The 14,397-nt window shown below is 57.7% G+C and carries 13 protein-coding genes; 3 read left to right on the forward strand and 10 right to left on the reverse strand.

Annotated elements, in window-relative coordinates:
* Positions 1-240: 240 nt before the first annotated feature.
* Entirely contained in the window at positions 241-1,527 is a 1,287-nt protein-coding gene (locus VQ830_RS18480) for an epoxide hydrolase family protein (RefSeq protein WP_438618229.1), read from the reverse strand.
* Positions 1,528-1,957: 430 nt separating this feature from the next.
* On the opposite strand from VQ830_RS18480, the gene VQ830_RS18485 reads away from it, so the two are divergent.
* Positions 1,958-2,467, forward strand: a complete 510-nt coding sequence (locus VQ830_RS18485) for a cytochrome P460 family protein (RefSeq protein WP_337269629.1) — start codon at positions 1,958-1,960, stop codon at positions 2,465-2,467.
* 349 nt (positions 2,468-2,816) lie between these two features.
* On the opposite strand, the gene VQ830_RS18490 is transcribed toward VQ830_RS18485, so the two are convergent.
* Positions 2,817-3,344: a chromate transporter gene (locus tag VQ830_RS18490; RefSeq protein WP_337269630.1), complete on the reverse strand. Its 528-nt coding sequence runs from the start codon at positions 3,342-3,344 to the stop codon at positions 2,817-2,819.
* Positions 3,341-3,925 (reverse strand): chromate transporter, encoded by a 585-nt coding sequence (locus VQ830_RS18495; RefSeq protein ID WP_337269631.1) that lies wholly within the window; start codon positions 3,923-3,925, stop codon positions 3,341-3,343. Before VQ830_RS18495 ends, VQ830_RS18490 begins: the two co-directional genes overlap by 4 nt.
* 98 nt (positions 3,926-4,023) lie before the next feature.
* Between VQ830_RS18495 and VQ830_RS18500 the strand changes: the two genes are divergently transcribed.
* Positions 4,024-4,944 carry a LysR family transcriptional regulator gene (locus tag VQ830_RS18500; RefSeq protein WP_337269632.1) on the forward strand — a complete coding sequence of 307 codons (921 nt, stop codon included), beginning with the start codon at positions 4,024-4,026 and terminating at the stop codon, positions 4,942-4,944.
* Positions 4,945-5,284: 340 nt separating this feature from the next.
* Here VQ830_RS18500 and VQ830_RS18505 read toward each other — a convergent pair whose 3' ends face one another.
* The 7 genes from VQ830_RS18505 to VQ830_RS18535 form a co-directional block, all read right to left on the reverse strand.
* Entirely contained in the window at positions 5,285-6,124 is an 840-nt protein-coding gene (locus VQ830_RS18505) for a MurR/RpiR family transcriptional regulator (protein ID WP_337269633.1), read from the reverse strand.
* A 93-nt stretch (positions 6,125-6,217) separates the two neighbouring features.
* Complete coding sequence (locus tag VQ830_RS18510; protein ID WP_337269634.1) at positions 6,218-6,877, reverse strand: aspartate/glutamate racemase family protein; 660 nt, start codon at positions 6,875-6,877, stop codon at positions 6,218-6,220.
* Positions 6,878-6,941: 64 nt separating this feature from the next.
* A complete protein-coding gene (locus VQ830_RS18515) occupies positions 6,942-7,904 on the reverse strand; it encodes an ABC transporter ATP-binding protein (RefSeq protein ID WP_337269635.1) in 963 nt (320 codons plus the stop codon).
* A 1-nt stretch (position 7,905) separates the two neighbouring features.
* Complete coding sequence (locus tag VQ830_RS18520) at positions 7,906-8,967, reverse strand: ABC transporter ATP-binding protein (RefSeq protein ID WP_337269636.1); 1,062 nt, start codon at positions 8,965-8,967, stop codon at positions 7,906-7,908.
* Positions 8,964-9,854: an ABC transporter permease gene (locus VQ830_RS18525; protein WP_337269637.1), complete on the reverse strand. Its 891-nt coding sequence runs from the start codon at positions 9,852-9,854 to the stop codon at positions 8,964-8,966. Before VQ830_RS18525 ends, VQ830_RS18520 begins: the two co-directional genes overlap by 4 nt.
* A gap of 2 nt (positions 9,855-9,856) precedes the next feature.
* Entirely contained in the window at positions 9,857-10,810 is a 954-nt protein-coding gene (locus tag VQ830_RS18530; RefSeq protein ID WP_337269638.1) for an ABC transporter permease, read from the reverse strand.
* An 87-nt stretch (positions 10,811-10,897) separates the two neighbouring features.
* Positions 10,898-12,490: an ABC transporter substrate-binding protein gene (locus VQ830_RS18535; protein WP_337269720.1), complete on the reverse strand. Its 1,593-nt coding sequence runs from the start codon at positions 12,488-12,490 to the stop codon at positions 10,898-10,900.
* Between the two features lie 908 nt (positions 12,491-13,398).
* On the opposite strand from VQ830_RS18535, the gene yghU reads away from it, so the two are divergent.
* Positions 13,399-14,277 (forward strand): glutathione-dependent disulfide-bond oxidoreductase, encoded by an 879-nt coding sequence (gene yghU, locus VQ830_RS18540; RefSeq protein ID WP_337269639.1) that lies wholly within the window; start codon positions 13,399-13,401, stop codon positions 14,275-14,277.
* The last annotated feature ends 120 nt before the right edge of the window (positions 14,278-14,397 follow it).

Here is a 14,397-nt window from a genome sequence, read left to right on the forward strand (position 1 = left end):
GCCGCCAATACCGGCATTATCAGCAGGAAAGCGATACCCCTTGGGCCCACAATATCCCCTCTGCTGTATTGGGGTGCGTTCGCAAAGGGGCGGCTTGCATCCGGTTGTCTTTGCTTTTGCATTGGGACATGGATGTCCGCCCCTTCAGAGCGGGGGAGCTATTCTTCCGAAACCTACCGTAGGCACCGGCCTTGGATCACCACGCGATGCTGTCTGGCTGCGCAGAAGCGAGCTACTCGATCAGCGCATCGATCTGAACGCGGCGCGCAGTTCCTCGGCGAAAACCTGCGGCTGCTCCCACGCCGCGAAGTGGCCGCCCTTTGCCGCCTGGCTGTAATAGACCAGAGACGGATAGGCCTGCCTGCTCCAGCTTTCTGGTGCTTTGTAGATTTCCTTTGGAAAGGCGGTGATGGCGACGGGGACTTTGATCTCCTTTGTCTTCTGCGTCTCCGAGCTAAAATTGTTATTGTTATTCTCCCAGTAGAAGCGCGAGGAGGAAGCACCAGCATTCGTCAGCCAGTAGAGCGTGATATCGTTGAGCATTTCGTCTCGGGAAAGCACTCGCTCAGGGACGCCGTCACTGTCGCTCCATTGCGCAAACTTCTCGTAGATCCAGGCCGCGAGACCGGACGGAGAATCGGCTAATGAGTAACCGATGGTCTGAGGACGAGTAACCATCATCGCGCCGTAGGCGGCATTTCGGCCAAAGAAAGTGCTGAGCGATTGATAAGCATCTCGTTCGGCCTGCGTTAGACCTTCGGGTGCTGCATCACCGGCATTGATACGCTTCATGAGGTCGCCCGGAACCGTCGCAGGCATATTGAGGTGAATACCGAGCAGACCTTGTGGAGCTTGCCGGGCCAGCGCATCCGAGATGACCGAACCGTGGTCGCCACCTTGCGAGACGTAGCGTGTGTAGCCAAGCCGCTTCATCAACACATCCCATGCCCTGGCAACGCGTTCAGGTCCCCAACCGAGTTTAGTCGGTTTGCCCGAAAAACCATGTCCGGGAATAGAAGGAATAACCACGTCGAAGGCATCTTCCGCGCGGCCGCCATAGGCAGTCGGATCGGTAAGCGGACCGATGGCTTTGATGAACTCGAACTGCGATCCAGGCCACCCATGGGTCAAAATGATGGGTAAAGCATTCGGATGGCGCGAGCGAATGTGGATGAACTGAATGTCTACGTCGTCTATCGTTGTGATGAATTCCGGCAGTGCGTTCAGTTCCTGCTCCGCCTTGCGCCAGTCATAGTCGGTTCCCCAATACCGAACCAGGTCCTGAACCCGTTTGAGCTGAATGCCTTGAGAGATGTCTTCGACAGTTTCCTCATCTGGCCAACGCGTTTCGGCGATGCGGCGGCGAAGGTCGTCGAGCTGCCACTGGTCCACATGGATCCGGAAAGGCCGGATACTTTCTTCGGCCGTCGGCTCGGTGGCATCGACTGCGACCGTTTCAGCGGCGTTTGCTTGCCTTAGCTGCAAAACCGGTAACAACATTAGGAAGGTCACCGCGCCAGCGGTCATACAGTGCAGATTGCGGCGAGATAAGCTGGTCAGCGAAGTCATTCAACCTCTCCTTTTAAAGTCGTCGGTGACGAAATCTGGGTGCGAGAGAGGACTTACGAGACCGAGGTATCCGGCATATTTCTTGATTGGCACAAATTGTATTTAGACTGTAGCGGGCCCTTTTGGCCGTTGCGGTCGAGCCATCGTATTGAATTCACCAAACGATCAGCCGCATTGGATTGCGTGTATGACAACGAAACCCGCGTTCTCCAGGATGGATAGCTTGGCTGCGCTTGTCACTTAAGCGTTCGGGAAACCCAATATTGGCAACCACTGTCCGTAAGACCGAGACTACAGTGAGATACATGAACGTGCAGCCGCTGAAATAGGCCGGATACGTGGACTGGCCACAAAGGCCCGATCGAAACCAAAACGTGAAGGCTGTCCTATGACAAGCGCATTTCAATACTCCATCGCACTGTCTTTTGCGGCGATTGGTATCGCGGCTCCGTACCCTGGCGCGGCTGAAAAGGGACACGAAAATGCCTCGCCTATTTATGGTGTCACTATCCCAGAAGGATATCGGGACTGGAAATTTATCGCACCGGCTGAGGAGGCGCCTCCACTGGACGAATTGCGAGCCGTGCTGGGGAACGACATTGCAATCAACGCCTACAAAAACGGAGCTCTCCCTTTCCCTGATGGCTCGATCTTGGTGAAACTTGCTTACAAGCGAAAGCAATCGGCCGAGTTCGCGCCAGCAACGGTTCCCGAAGGGCCGACCACGGTTCAAGTCATGGTGAAGGACTCAAAGAAGTATCCCGCAAGCCATGGATGGGGCTTCGGTCGTTTCGTCGATGGCAATCCGGTCGATGGCGCGCAGCATAAAACCTGTCTTTCTTGCCATGAAAGCAAGGTCAAAGATCATGACTACGTTTTCACGCGATACGCGCCGTGAACCATTCCACGCGTGCGGCACGGCAAGCCAGATCTATGTAGGCAACTGACGGGATGAACTGGAACGGATCCACCACCTCAATCTACAAGCGAGCGCATTTATTCGAGGGTGACTTAGCCGGACCGTCATTTGTGAGATATCTGTGGCTTCTACGCCGCATGCGAAGGGGCGGTGAAGATACAGGTCTCGCATTCCTTTCACGCTCAGAAGCTGAATCTCCTCTCTTCGCGATGAAGCGTCGGCAAAGCGCAGTATAAGCAATAGCTGCCGAGAGGACAGGTCCCGGTTCCGGCTTGCAAGCTTTCCGCGTCTGTTCCGACCCATGGTCGGCCAGCGCTCGTGGATTGGGTCACATCCCAAAACCGACGATACCGAGTGCAGCGCCCGCGGCGAGAGCCACGAGAGGATGCATCCGGGTCGTCAACATGGCAACCGCCACGCCTAGCGTGATGGCTGCCAACGCCCAGCTTTGTGCAGTTGCCTCGCCAATCACGATAGCGCTGGCGAGCACCAGTCCGGCGGTCACTGGAACAAGTCCAGCCTGCACGATGCGCCGCCAAGGTCGATCTTTAAACCGTTCCCAGGCCTTGATGACAAAGATGGTGACGAGAGAAGAAGGGACGAACTTTGCGGCCGATGAGACAAGCAGCCCCGCAAGCCCCGCGACATGCCAGCCGACCAGTGGCACGACCATGAGGTTCGGACCAGGTGCCGCTTGCGCCAGTGCGAACAGCGCGCTGAACTCTTGCGGCGTCATCCAGTGCTGAACCTCGACCACGCGCCGCTGCATCTCGGGCAGGATGGTGTTGCCACCGCCGAAGGCGAGCAGGGAAAGCTCCGTGAAAATGAGTGCGAGCGAGAAGAGAACGGATATCATGCCTTCAATTTCCAGGTTGCGAGAATGCCGATGGGTGCGAAAACGAGCATTGTCGGCAAAAGCGGTAGCTTGAGAATGCCGACGGCGATGGTGCACATTGCCGCAATGATGAGCGCCAGCGGTCTTTTTCGGAGTGGCCATGCGATCTTGACCGCCGTCGAGATCAGCAATCCGGCTGCCGCTGCCGCGAGCCCTGCAAACAGATGATGCAACAGTGGATCGTCCTGATAGCGGTCATAAACGATGCCGAGCGCAACCACGATGACCGTCGGTGCTGCGATCAGACCTAGGATGGAAGCAATGGCGCCCGCCCAGCCCCGGAATTTCAAGCCAACTGCAACAGAGATGTTGATGATATTGCCGCCTGGGAGAAACTGACAGAGACCGAGGAGATCTGTGAATTCCTGCCCACTCAGCCAGCGGCGATCCTCCACCATCATGCGGCGAGCGAGCGGCAACACACCGCCGAAACCTGTAAGGCCAAGCATGAGAAAACCGCGAAAGAGTTCGGCGATGGACGGCGGCTCATGTTGCTGCAACAAAGGACGAATATCTGAAGAGACTGCAGGAGAAGATGTCATTATCGACCTCGGGACGCTGATTTTTCATCAATCTAAACGCTCGGTATTCATATATCCAATATATTCATCCAACGATTTGCATATGATACAGATATATCATGATTGAACTCCGACACTTGCGTTACGCCGTAGCCGTTGCCGAGGAACGCCACATTACGCGCGCAGCCGAACGCCTTGGCCTGCAACAGCCGCCCCTCAGCCAGCAGATCAAGGCGCTGGAAGACCAATTGGGCGTCACATTGTTTCACAGGCTCTCACGCGGCGTCATTCCGACGGCGGCGGGAGAAGCCTTCGTTGCGCGGGCGCGCGCTATTCTCACTGATGTCGACAACGCGGTGGAGGCGGCGCGACGCTCAAGCCGCGGCGAGGAGGGTCGATTGGCCATCGGCTTTACCGGATCGGCCGCCTTTCACCCGCTCGTCACGGGCGTTGTACGGGAGCTGAGGGATCGCGCGCCACTGCTCAAGCTGACTTTGGAGGAGGCGAACAGCAGCGTGGCGTTTGAGGCGCTGCGTGCGGGACGGCTTGATGCGGCCTTCGTGCGCGCACTGCCAGAGGCACCCGAGGGGGTAAGTGCGCGACATCTGCTGGACGAAGATATGCTGGTCGCTTTTCCGGACTCGCATCCGCTTCTGGAGGGATGGCCGGAAAACCAGCGCCGACCGCTGGCTGCGCTGACGCAGGCTACATTCATCCTTTATCATCGTCCAAGCGGAGCCGGCCTTTATGATGCGATCATCGCTGCCTGTGATAAGGCGGGGTTTAGCCCGCGTGTCGGTCAGGAGGCGACACAGATGATCTCGACACTCAGCCTTGTCGCTGCTGGGCTCGGCATTTCTATTGTGCCCGTTTCGATGGCCCGTTTAGGGACGACTGGCATTTCGTATCGGCGGCTTAAACAAGAGGAAGGCCTATCCGCGCCGCTATTTCTTATCTGGAGACCCGGCGAAGAGAGCGGTCCGCTGGCGCGGCTGCTCGCGGACGTGCGACGTTACAACCAGGCGATGGGTTCGCGATAGACGTATGGGTGAGCGACGTGTGCAGGCAGGAAGGATACCATTCAGAATTCCTGCTTCCCCCAAAGAAATCGAACGTGCAAGCTGCCTTCAGGCCATGCGCGCGTGGCTGAATGACAATACGCTAGGGGGCAAACCACGCTATCGCACTCCTGGCCTTTCTGTCCCAAGTCTTGGGCTTTTCATGAATTGGCGACTGCCGCATCTCTCGTGAGAGTCTGGAACTCATGCGATTGAATTGCCCTTACATCACCTGCAGGCATGGCCGTTTAGGCGATTGGCATTCGTTTCCAATGCGCTGCTGCACGCCGAAGGGCGAACGTTTTCTTCATCCAGAACCTTATCAGAGTTCTTCTAAGCTTTCATTGAGCGCCTCGATGTTGCGCAACCGCTTGCGCCCTTCCACATCGGCCTTCTCCAGGCAGCGGGTGATCAGCAGATGGCACAGCGTCATGACTGCGGTATGATTGAAGAGCGGGCCGGGGGCGAGTGTCTGGCACTGGAAGTGCCAAGTCGCGCCAGTTTCGAACGCCGCGCCCTCGTCAGTGATGTAGAGAAGCTTGGCTTTCGACTTGCGGATCTGCGCGAGAATGACGTCCACTTGAGCAATTCGGCGACGCAGCGCGAAGAAAACCACTACATCTTCTTCCCTCAGGCTAACGAGATGTTCACCCAATGTCTGTCCCGCCCCGGGGATCGCGACAATATCCTCGATCACTTGCGTCAACTGCCATTGCAGGTAGGAAGCGAAGGGGCGGCTGCTGCGAAAGCCAAGCGCCCAGACCTTGCGGGCCGCCATCATGGCGTCCGCCACGGCTCTGATCTGGTTTTCAGAAATAGACAGAAACGTAGATTCCAGGTTGGATATGGCCTGCGCCACATGCGCTTGCATCGACCGGGCGGTGGATGTATCGGCCGCCTCCGTCAGGTACAGTCGCGAGCCCGTCTGCTTTTCTGCGCGCGCGTGACGGCGCGCTTCTTCATAGGTCTCATAGCCAAGGCGCTGGATAAAGCGCGTAACGGTCGCCTTGGAGACATGCGCAAGCGCCGCAAGTTCCTGCGCCGAATAGCTGGCGAGTTCCCCCGGAAAGTCGCAAACGAATTCGCCGAGCCGCTTTTCAGCGGGATGCAGATCAGGCAAAGCTTGCCTCACGCGATACAGGAACGATCTATCCTTCGGCACCGGCAACTCCGCCAAGACATCAGCGGGGGAGAGTTTCGCGTGGAGCTCTCGGACTTGCAACAGGAAATGTATTCCACCGGCGGCGTGAGGCACTCATCGGCTTGAGCCGGCAATACGGGACAGGAGGAGTTCGACCGCGGAGCGGATCGGTGCGATCACCGGCGCGGACATCAGTCGCTGCAGATCATCGGCCGCTTGTCCGAGCGGCCCGCCGCCAATGATGACGGCTTCGGCTCTATCCATTTCGAAACATTCGCGCACGGCGACCGAGAGTGAGGCAATGAGGCGTTCGGGATCGGAGGCGAGCGCAAACGGGTCTCCGCTCGTCAGCCGCGTACCGGTGAAGAGTTGGGAGATGCCCAGCGTATGGGCCTTCAATGCAAAACTCCGGACAAGTTCGGGCGTTACCGTGGCGATGCCGAACCGTCGTCCACCAGCTGAAGCTTCTAGCATGCTCGCCTCGCAGATGCCGACCGTTGAAATACCAGAAACCTCTCTCAGCCGTTCGACTCCAGGATCCCCGAATGCGCTGACGATCAGCCCATCCGAGCGACCGGCCGCCGCGAGCCCCATCTCTACGACCCCCTGCGATGCTGCCGAAAGCGCGTCCGCATCAAGAATCATTGGCACGCCCCGGGGGGCGGTAACGCCTTCGATCGTGAAGTCATTGGGAAGATATTTTTGCGCAATCTCGATCATCATCGCGGTTGTGGTGCGCGACGTGTTCGGGTTGATCAGCGTGATATGCTTCATTGTCTGGTCAGTACCTCAATGCCCGATTGCGTCCGTTGGCCGTTTTTGACCTCCCCAAACCTGTTCAGGCATACTGGACGCAGGCGACCTTGGAGGTTTCGGCAGTGACGAGTCGGGGAACTTCGGCCCGGCAAAGATCGGAAGCCTGCGGACAGCGCGGCGCGAAGGCGCAGCCTTCCGGCATATTGGCGAGATCGGGCGGTGCGCCGGGGATTGTGATCAGCCGGTCGCGGCCGCCGGCGAGTTCGACGCGGGCGCCGAGGAGGCCTTTCGTATAGGGGTGACGCGGGTTTCTTATGATGTCCGCGACCTTGCCTTCCTCAACGATCCGCCCGGCATACAACACGGCGATCCGGTCTGAGACTTCGGCGGCGACGCCGATATCATGGGTCACGAAAATGACCGACAAGCCATATTCCTTCTGCAGTTCGCGGATCAAGAGCAAGATCTGGATCTGTACCGTGGCATCGAGCGCCGTCGTCGGCTCGTCGGCAAGCAGAACCTTCGGATTGCAGGCGAGCGACATGGCGATCATCGCTCGCTGCAGCATGCCGCCTGACATTTCGTGCGGGTAGTTCTGTAGTCGGCGCTCGGGGGAGGGGATCTTCACCTTCTGGAAAAGCGCAAGCGCCCGCGCCGCCGCTTCCGACCGCGAAAGACTCTCGTGTCGGATGATGGTCTCTTCGATCTGTCTTCCGAGCGTATAAACCGGGTCGAGCGCGAGCCGCGGCTCCTGGAAGACCATTGAGACGACGGCGCCGCGCAAGTCGGACAGCTCACGCGAGGAAAGTCCCATAATGTCCTGGCCGTCAACAAACATGGAGCCGTCGACCTTGGTGTCCTTTGGATGCAGGCGCAGCAGCGAGCGCATGGTGACGCTTTTGCCGGAGCCGGATTCTCCGAGCAGCGCGACTACCTCTCCGGGCCGGACCGACAGGCTGACGCCGTTGACGGCTCTTAAGGGCTTGCGGCCGCGATTGAAGGTGACGGAGAGATTGTCGATATTGATCATCGCATCGCTCGACATCTTAGGCCTCCATAGGAGCGGGCGCGCGGCTATGGCCGGATCCCGGTATGGACATCAAGCAGGCGGCGGCCTGGTTGGCGGATATTCTTGCAAGTGGGGGCATCTTCTCGCTGCAAACGCTTTCGGCGACAGAACAGCGTGTGTGGAAACGGCAGCCGGACGGCGGATCGATCGGGTTGGGCGGGTCACCGAAAAGCGGCGGCGCGGTTGTCCGCTCAGAAGGATTCACCTTTGGCATCGAGGCGAGCAGCGCCGAAGAATAAGGATGCTTTGTATCGTCGAAGATCGCCTCGCGGCTCCCGAGCTCAGCCACTTTGCCGAGATACATGACCATCACCCTGTCGCACATGAAGCGCACGACGTTGAGGTCGTGGGAAATGAACAGATAGGTGAGGCCGAAATCTTGCTTCAGGTCGAGCAGCAAGTTCAGCACCTGTGCCTCCACGGACTTGTCGAGTGCCGAGACTGCCTCGTCAAGGATGACGAGCCGCGGTTCGAGCGCTAGGGCGCGGGCGATGTTGACGCGCTGGCGCTGGCCGCCGGAAAGCTCGTGCGGATAACGGCCGGCGAACCGAGAGGGCTCCAGTCCGACCCGAAAGAGCAGGTCGTGGGCTCTCGCGATGGCTTTCGCCGCGGGCACGCCATGCACCCGCGGGGCAAAGGCGATGGATTCCTCGATCGTCAGGCGCGGATTGAGCGAGGCGTAACTGTCCTGGAAGACCATTTGTACCTGCCGACGATACTCTCCTAGCGCTAGTGCGCCGCCGACCCTTTCGCCGTCGAACAGGATTTCGCCCTGATCCGGGACGATGAGTTGCATCAGGAGACGTGCGGTGGTGGATTTGCCACAGCCGCTTTCCCCGACGACGCCGAGAGTCTCACCCTTGAGGATGTCGAAATCGACACCATCGACGGCGCGGACCACTTTCTTCGGTTTCAGAAAGCCGCTCGCCTTCACCGGAAAATGCTTCAGCAAACCGCGGGCCGAGATTAGCGGTTGGGCCGGGCCGCCGCGTTCGCCGACGGGCAGGTTAAGGGCCGGTTCTTTAACGATAGTGATCATGATTTCACGTCCATGGCCGAGCGCAGCCCGTCTGAAAAAAGGTTGAAGCAGATCGACGTGATGAAGATCATTAAGCCGGGAAGGGCGGCGACATAGGGGTTGTTGTAGATCGCCGTCCTGAGCGTGTTGAGCATCAGGCCCCATTCGGCATCTGGCGGGCGCACGCCAAGGCCGAGAAAGGAAAGGCCAGACGCGAGGATCATCGAGACCGAGATGAGGCTGGTGGTAAAGACAAAGATCGGGCCGAGCACGTTGCCGAGAATGTGGACGCGGATGATTGTCGCCGGCGGGGCGCCGGAGGCTCTCGCTGCATCGACATAATCGAGCTTCCTGACTTGGGTCGTGACGCTTTCCGCAACGCGGGCGATCTGCGGGATAAACACGACGGTCAAAGAGACAAGTGCATTTGTAAGCCCGGAGCCGAGCGCGCCGGAGAGGGCGACCGCCAGAAGTACCGAAGGGAAGGCATAGAATATGTCGATCGTGCGCATGATTAGCGTGTTGACGATCCCGCCTGCATAACCGGCGATGATGCCAATCGCCGAGCCGATCACGAATGCAATCGGGACGGGGACCACGCCCATGATTAGCGACAGTCGTGCCCCATAGATCAGCCGGGAGAGCATGTCACGGCCCAGTTCATCTGTACCGAGAATATAGCCAGGCGTGCCGATTGGCTTCAGCCGGCGGATGACGCTGCCTTTCGAAGGATCGTAGGGCGCGATATAGGGGGCCAGGATCGCGATCAGGACGAGGATGATGAGGATCGCGAGCGCGGTAATCGCGACAGGGTCGCGACTAAGACGGCGCAGAACGCCGCTCCAAAAGCCGGGGGATTTGGCGATGAGGGGTGTCGAAAGGGGTAAGTCTGCGGTGACGACGGACATGCTCAGCTCCTCTGGATCCGCGGATCGATCGCGCTCTGGAGCACGTCGACCAGGAGGTTGAGGAAAACGAAGAACATTGCCAAAACCAGGATTGTGCCCTGCAAGATGGGCAGGTCACGGGTGAAGATCGCTCCGTTCAAAAGAAAGCCGGTACCGGGCCAAGAGAAAACGGTCTCAATCAGAATTGAGCCGCCCAGGAGATAGCCAAGCTGCAGGCCCATGACCGAAAGCGCCGTCGGCGCGGCATTGCGTACCACATGCTGCAGGATTTGCCGTTTCATCAGGCCCTTGGCGGCGAGCACCTGAGTGAAGTCCTGGGAAAGGATGTCGGCCACCAGCGAGCGGATGGTACGTGCGATGATGCCCATGGGGATCACCGACATGGTGATTGCCGGAAGGATGAGGAACTGGAGATAGGACCAGCTGAGGCTGCGCCCCGAAGATCCCTCCGGTCCGCCGCCCATTGCCGGCAGCCATCCGAGCGTCACCGAGAATGCGATCACAAGCACCATGCCGAGCCAGTAATGCGGTACGCTGACGCCGAGCATTGAAACCGCTGAGGCCAGCCGATCGATCCAGCCGCCCCGGAAGACGCCGGCAAGGAAGCCGAGCGTCGATCCCACCAGAAAACCGATGAAAGCTGCGGCAACTGCCAGGATTATCGAATTAACCGAAGCACCCAAGATCTCCTGGAGGACCGGACGGCCTGTGGCGATCGAGGTTCCAAGATCGCCGTGCAGTGCATGCCAGACCCATAGTGCGTATTGCACGGGCAGGGGCTGATCAAGACCATAAAAGGCTCGCATCTGAGCCTGCATTTCGGCAGAAGCGTCCGTTGGCAGGATGGCGGCGAGCGGATCGCCTGGCGCGATATGGATGAGCATGAAGCAGACGATGCTCACGCCAATCGTGACAGGGACGACGTGGAGCAGTCGTTTCAGGGCATAGAGCAGCATGGTGTCCTCACCGAGAAAGGCAATTCGAGCATCATCGGAAGCGACGCGCTGCCGTGGTTCAGCTGGCAGCGCGTTGCATGCTCGACATCATTCCATCGTGATCGGTGAAAAATCCTGGAACCAATTCTGTGCCTGCACGAAGCCCTTCACTTTGGCCGTCATGGCTCGCGGGTTGACATCGTGTGTCACCATCAAAAACAGCGCATCGTTCACATATTTCTCGTGAATTTGCTGCATCACCTTATCCTGTTCCTTGGCGTCAAAAGTATTGCGCACCTTGTCGAACAGCGCATCCATCTCCTTGTCGCAATAGTAACCCCAGTTGGTCCCATTCGGCGGAGCGAGGTTGCATTGCGACTGGCGGATCATTGCGGTGAACGGATCTTGAATAAAGTAGCTGTAGTTGATTGCCGTCGCACCCTTGGCACTCGGATCCTTGGCGCCTGCCCGCCATACATTGATGACCGTGTTCCAGTCCATCACCTCGTATTCAACCTTGATGCCAACTTCCGCGAGCGTCTGCTGGATGTATTCGTTCATCTGCAGCGGAAGCATTTGACCTGAGCCCGACGAGGAGATGATGACCTTTGTCGTCAGCGGTTTTTCCGGCGTATAGCCCGCTTCTTTCATGAGCCTTTTGGCTTCCTCGACATTGTAGTCAAGCTTGAAGGTCGGTTTGCCGAACCATTGGTGACCGGGCGGCATGTAGCCCTGGGCTGGGACCGAGAGGCCGCCAAGCAATTCGTTCAAGCCGGCTCGGTCGACCGCGAGATTAGCGGCCTTGCGGACGCGAATGTCGTTCCAAGGAGAACCCTCGATGCGAGACAGATGCCAGGTCCAGTTATGCGGATAGGAATTGGTGATGATTTTGAAACCTGCATCCTTTAGCGACTGCACTGAATCCGGTGCTGGCGCCTCGATCCAATCCACTTGGCCGGACCGTAGCGCGGCAACACGTGTGTTAGGCTCCGGGAGGGGGATAAGCACGAGCTTGTCGAGTTTCGGTACGCGCGCTTTGTCCCAATAGTCTTTGTTAGGCGTGAGTTCGGCCCGTTCGCGCGGAGTAAAGCCGTTTTCGAGCTTCCACGGGCCGGTGCCGGAGGGCTTTTGAGCGACGATGTCCCAGTTCTTGCCCTGCTTTTCCCAGTTCGCCGGCGAGGACATCAGGATCCAGCTCAGCTGGTAGGGAAGCGTGGCGTCCGGTCCTTTCGTGGTGATTTCCACCGTTAGCGGATCGATCGCCTTATAGGATGCGACGCCTGGTATACGCGACTTTCCCTGGGCCGACTGGCGCTTGTCGAATTGCGGCGCGTCGGTCTTCAAAAGCTTGTCGAGGTTCCAGACGACAGCATCGGCATTGAAAACACTCCCGTCATGGAACTTGACCCCGTCGCGCAACTTGAAAATCCACTTGGTTTTGTCGGTCGCGTCGACCTGCCAGGAAGTGGCAAGGCTCGGGATTAACACGGATGGCTTGTCGGCGCTCGACAGATCCCACTCAATCAGCGAGTTATAGACGGTGTAACCCATGAAGCGCTGGCCTTCGCCGCCTTGGTCGGTCTGACCGGTCGTGAGCGGAATATCGGAGGCCGTCATGCCAATGCGTAGCGTTCCGGCAGCAAATGACGGCCCGGCGGCAACCGCCGTCAGCGAGATGGCCGCAACGCCCGCCGCAATCATCGCCCTGAGGGTCGCAATCATGCCGGTCTCATGTCGGGCGTTCGATGATGGTGTGGTCATGCTGTTTCCCTCTGTTATCCACGACAGCCAAGCTTTCGCTCAGTCGGAACAGGAGAAGCAGATTTCATGCCACTTAATATGAAATTTGAATTTCATATAAATATCAATCTCGTCAGACGATTTTCTAAAATTGCAGCAGACAGATACCCGGCTGAGTTGCTGCTTTCCAAAGCGTAACAAATCCATGTGCTGAAAATTGTGACGCCAATGTCTTGTAGAGTGTCGGCTGCAATAGCTTTCTTCTGTGTTTGACTTCGTCGGCCATGGCGTGTCTTGCCGTCGTTTTAGATCTGCCGCGAAATTCAGTCGGGTGTCGATCAGCCAGTGCGGTGGTTCGTATGAGCGAAAAGTGACATGCTCAGGAACGACGTAGAGACGATTTTCCAGTCGTAGAGATTGGTACGCGCCCCCAACTCTCATAGTTGTTTGGATTTCCTGCTTTCCGATCGCATTGCAGGCGGCCGGCTTCTCGCACCTCCCTCTGTATCAAGCTTGTTCCGGCAATTTCTTTGACGTTGTTCCATGGTTTGGAGGGACGGATCCTGAGACATACACGGCGCGAAAGGAAATCTGTGCCTCGATACTTCAAGGATGGGCCTCCGATGATTTGCGGCGTTTGCTCTCGTGGCTTGGCTCGCTGTTACCTAACCTTTTCGATTGTCCTGCTGCCGATGCTGATGATCAACGGAGGAGGTTGATGCGATTTCGCGATTTGATGTCTTTCCGTCGCTTTGACTTTTATAACAAAATCCTTCGAGGCAGGTGACATCGCTTAGCCGGACTAAGTAGACTGCAGGCCGAGCCCCTGCGCACCGAACATTGCAGGGGGATCACGATGAGGAATAACGATGAGCGATACTTCCAACTACACGCCACCAAAGGTTTGGACTTGGGACCAGGCAAGCGGTGGTGCTTTTGCGAATATCAATCGGCCGATCGCCGGTGCTACCCACGAAAAAGAACTGCCGGTCGGGCGGCACCCATTGCAGCTTTATTCGCTCGGCACGCCCAACGGCCAGAAAGTGACGATCATGCTGGAAGAGCTTCTCGCTCTCGGTCATTCTGGCGCCGAATACGACGCCTGGCTGATCAAGATCAGCGATGGCGATCAGTTTGGCAGTGGTTTTGTAGACGTCAATCCGAATTCCAAGATACCGGCTCTCATGGATCGCAGTGGTCCAAAGCCTGTCAGAGTTTTTGAATCCGGCGCTATCCTTTTGTATCTTGCAGAAAAGTTTGATGCCTTTCTTCCGAAAGATCATGCGACTCGTGCCGAGTGCCTCTCATGGCTTTTCTGGCAAATGGGGAGCGCACCATATCTCGGCGGCGGTTTTGGTCACTTCTATGCCTATGCGCCCGTGAAGATCGAGTATGCGATCAATCGCTTTGCAATGGAGGTAAAGAGGCAGTTGGACGTGCTGGACCGTCGTCTGGCTGAAACCGAATATGTTTCTGGAAACGATTATACCATCGCCGACATCGCCATTTTCCCTTGGTATGGGGGTCTTGCGAAGGGTTTGCAATATAATGCGGGAGAGTTCCTGTCTGTGCAGGACTACAAAAATGTTCAGCGCTGGGCTGATGCCGTCTTGGATCGGCCAGCTGTCAAGCGCGGCAGGAAGGTCAATCGGTTGAGCGGCGATCTGTCAGACCAACTCCACGAACGGCATGATTCTGCCGATTTCGATCATAAAACGCAGGATAAGCTTCAGCCGCCAAAAGTTTGATGACAAGAAGATCGAAGCTTTGAGCCGCGGACATCGCTCGACCCGTGGGCGATGTCCGCCATCCCTACGAAGGAGGATCTATGGGCGCTGCTCCTGTCAGCCGCCCTGTTGGCGGAGCAG

Source organism: Oryzifoliimicrobium ureilyticum, from assembly GCF_037199735.1.
Lineage (GTDB): Bacteria > Pseudomonadota > Alphaproteobacteria > Rhizobiales > Rhizobiaceae > Rhizobium > Rhizobium ureilyticus.

Coding starts and splice junctions, on each gene's coding strand:
- VQ830_RS18495 (WP_337269631.1), bottom strand. CDS start 3,925: ATGACATCTTCTCCTGCAGTCTCTTCAGATATTCGTCCTTTGTTGCAG.
- yghU (WP_337269639.1), top strand. CDS start 13,399: ATGAGCGATACTTCCAACTACACGCCACCAAAGGTTTGGACTTGGGAC.
- VQ830_RS18515 (WP_337269635.1), bottom strand. CDS start 7,904: ATGTCGAGCGATGCGATGATCAATATCGACAATCTCTCCGTCACCTTC.
- VQ830_RS18480 (WP_438618229.1), bottom strand. CDS start 1,527: ATGACCGCTGGCGCGGTGACCTTCCTAATGTTGTTACCGGTTTTGCAG.
- VQ830_RS18530 (WP_337269638.1), bottom strand. CDS start 10,810: ATGCTGCTCTATGCCCTGAAACGACTGCTCCACGTCGTCCCTGTCACG.
- VQ830_RS18520 (WP_337269636.1), bottom strand. CDS start 8,967: ATGATCACTATCGTTAAAGAACCGGCCCTTAACCTGCCCGTCGGCGAA.
- VQ830_RS18535 (WP_337269720.1), bottom strand. CDS start 12,490: ATGATTGCGGCGGGCGTTGCGGCCATCTCGCTGACGGCGGTTGCCGCC.
- VQ830_RS18490 (WP_337269630.1), bottom strand. CDS start 3,344: ATGATATCCGTTCTCTTCTCGCTCGCACTCATTTTCACGGAGCTTTCC.
- VQ830_RS18510 (WP_337269634.1), bottom strand. CDS start 6,877: ATGAAGCATATCACGCTGATCAACCCGAACACGTCGCGCACCACAACC.
- VQ830_RS18525 (WP_337269637.1), bottom strand. CDS start 9,854: ATGTCCGTCGTCACCGCAGACTTACCCCTTTCGACACCCCTCATCGCC.
- VQ830_RS18485 (WP_337269629.1), top strand. CDS start 1,958: ATGACAAGCGCATTTCAATACTCCATCGCACTGTCTTTTGCGGCGATT.
- VQ830_RS18500 (WP_337269632.1), top strand. CDS start 4,024: ATGATTGAACTCCGACACTTGCGTTACGCCGTAGCCGTTGCCGAGGAA.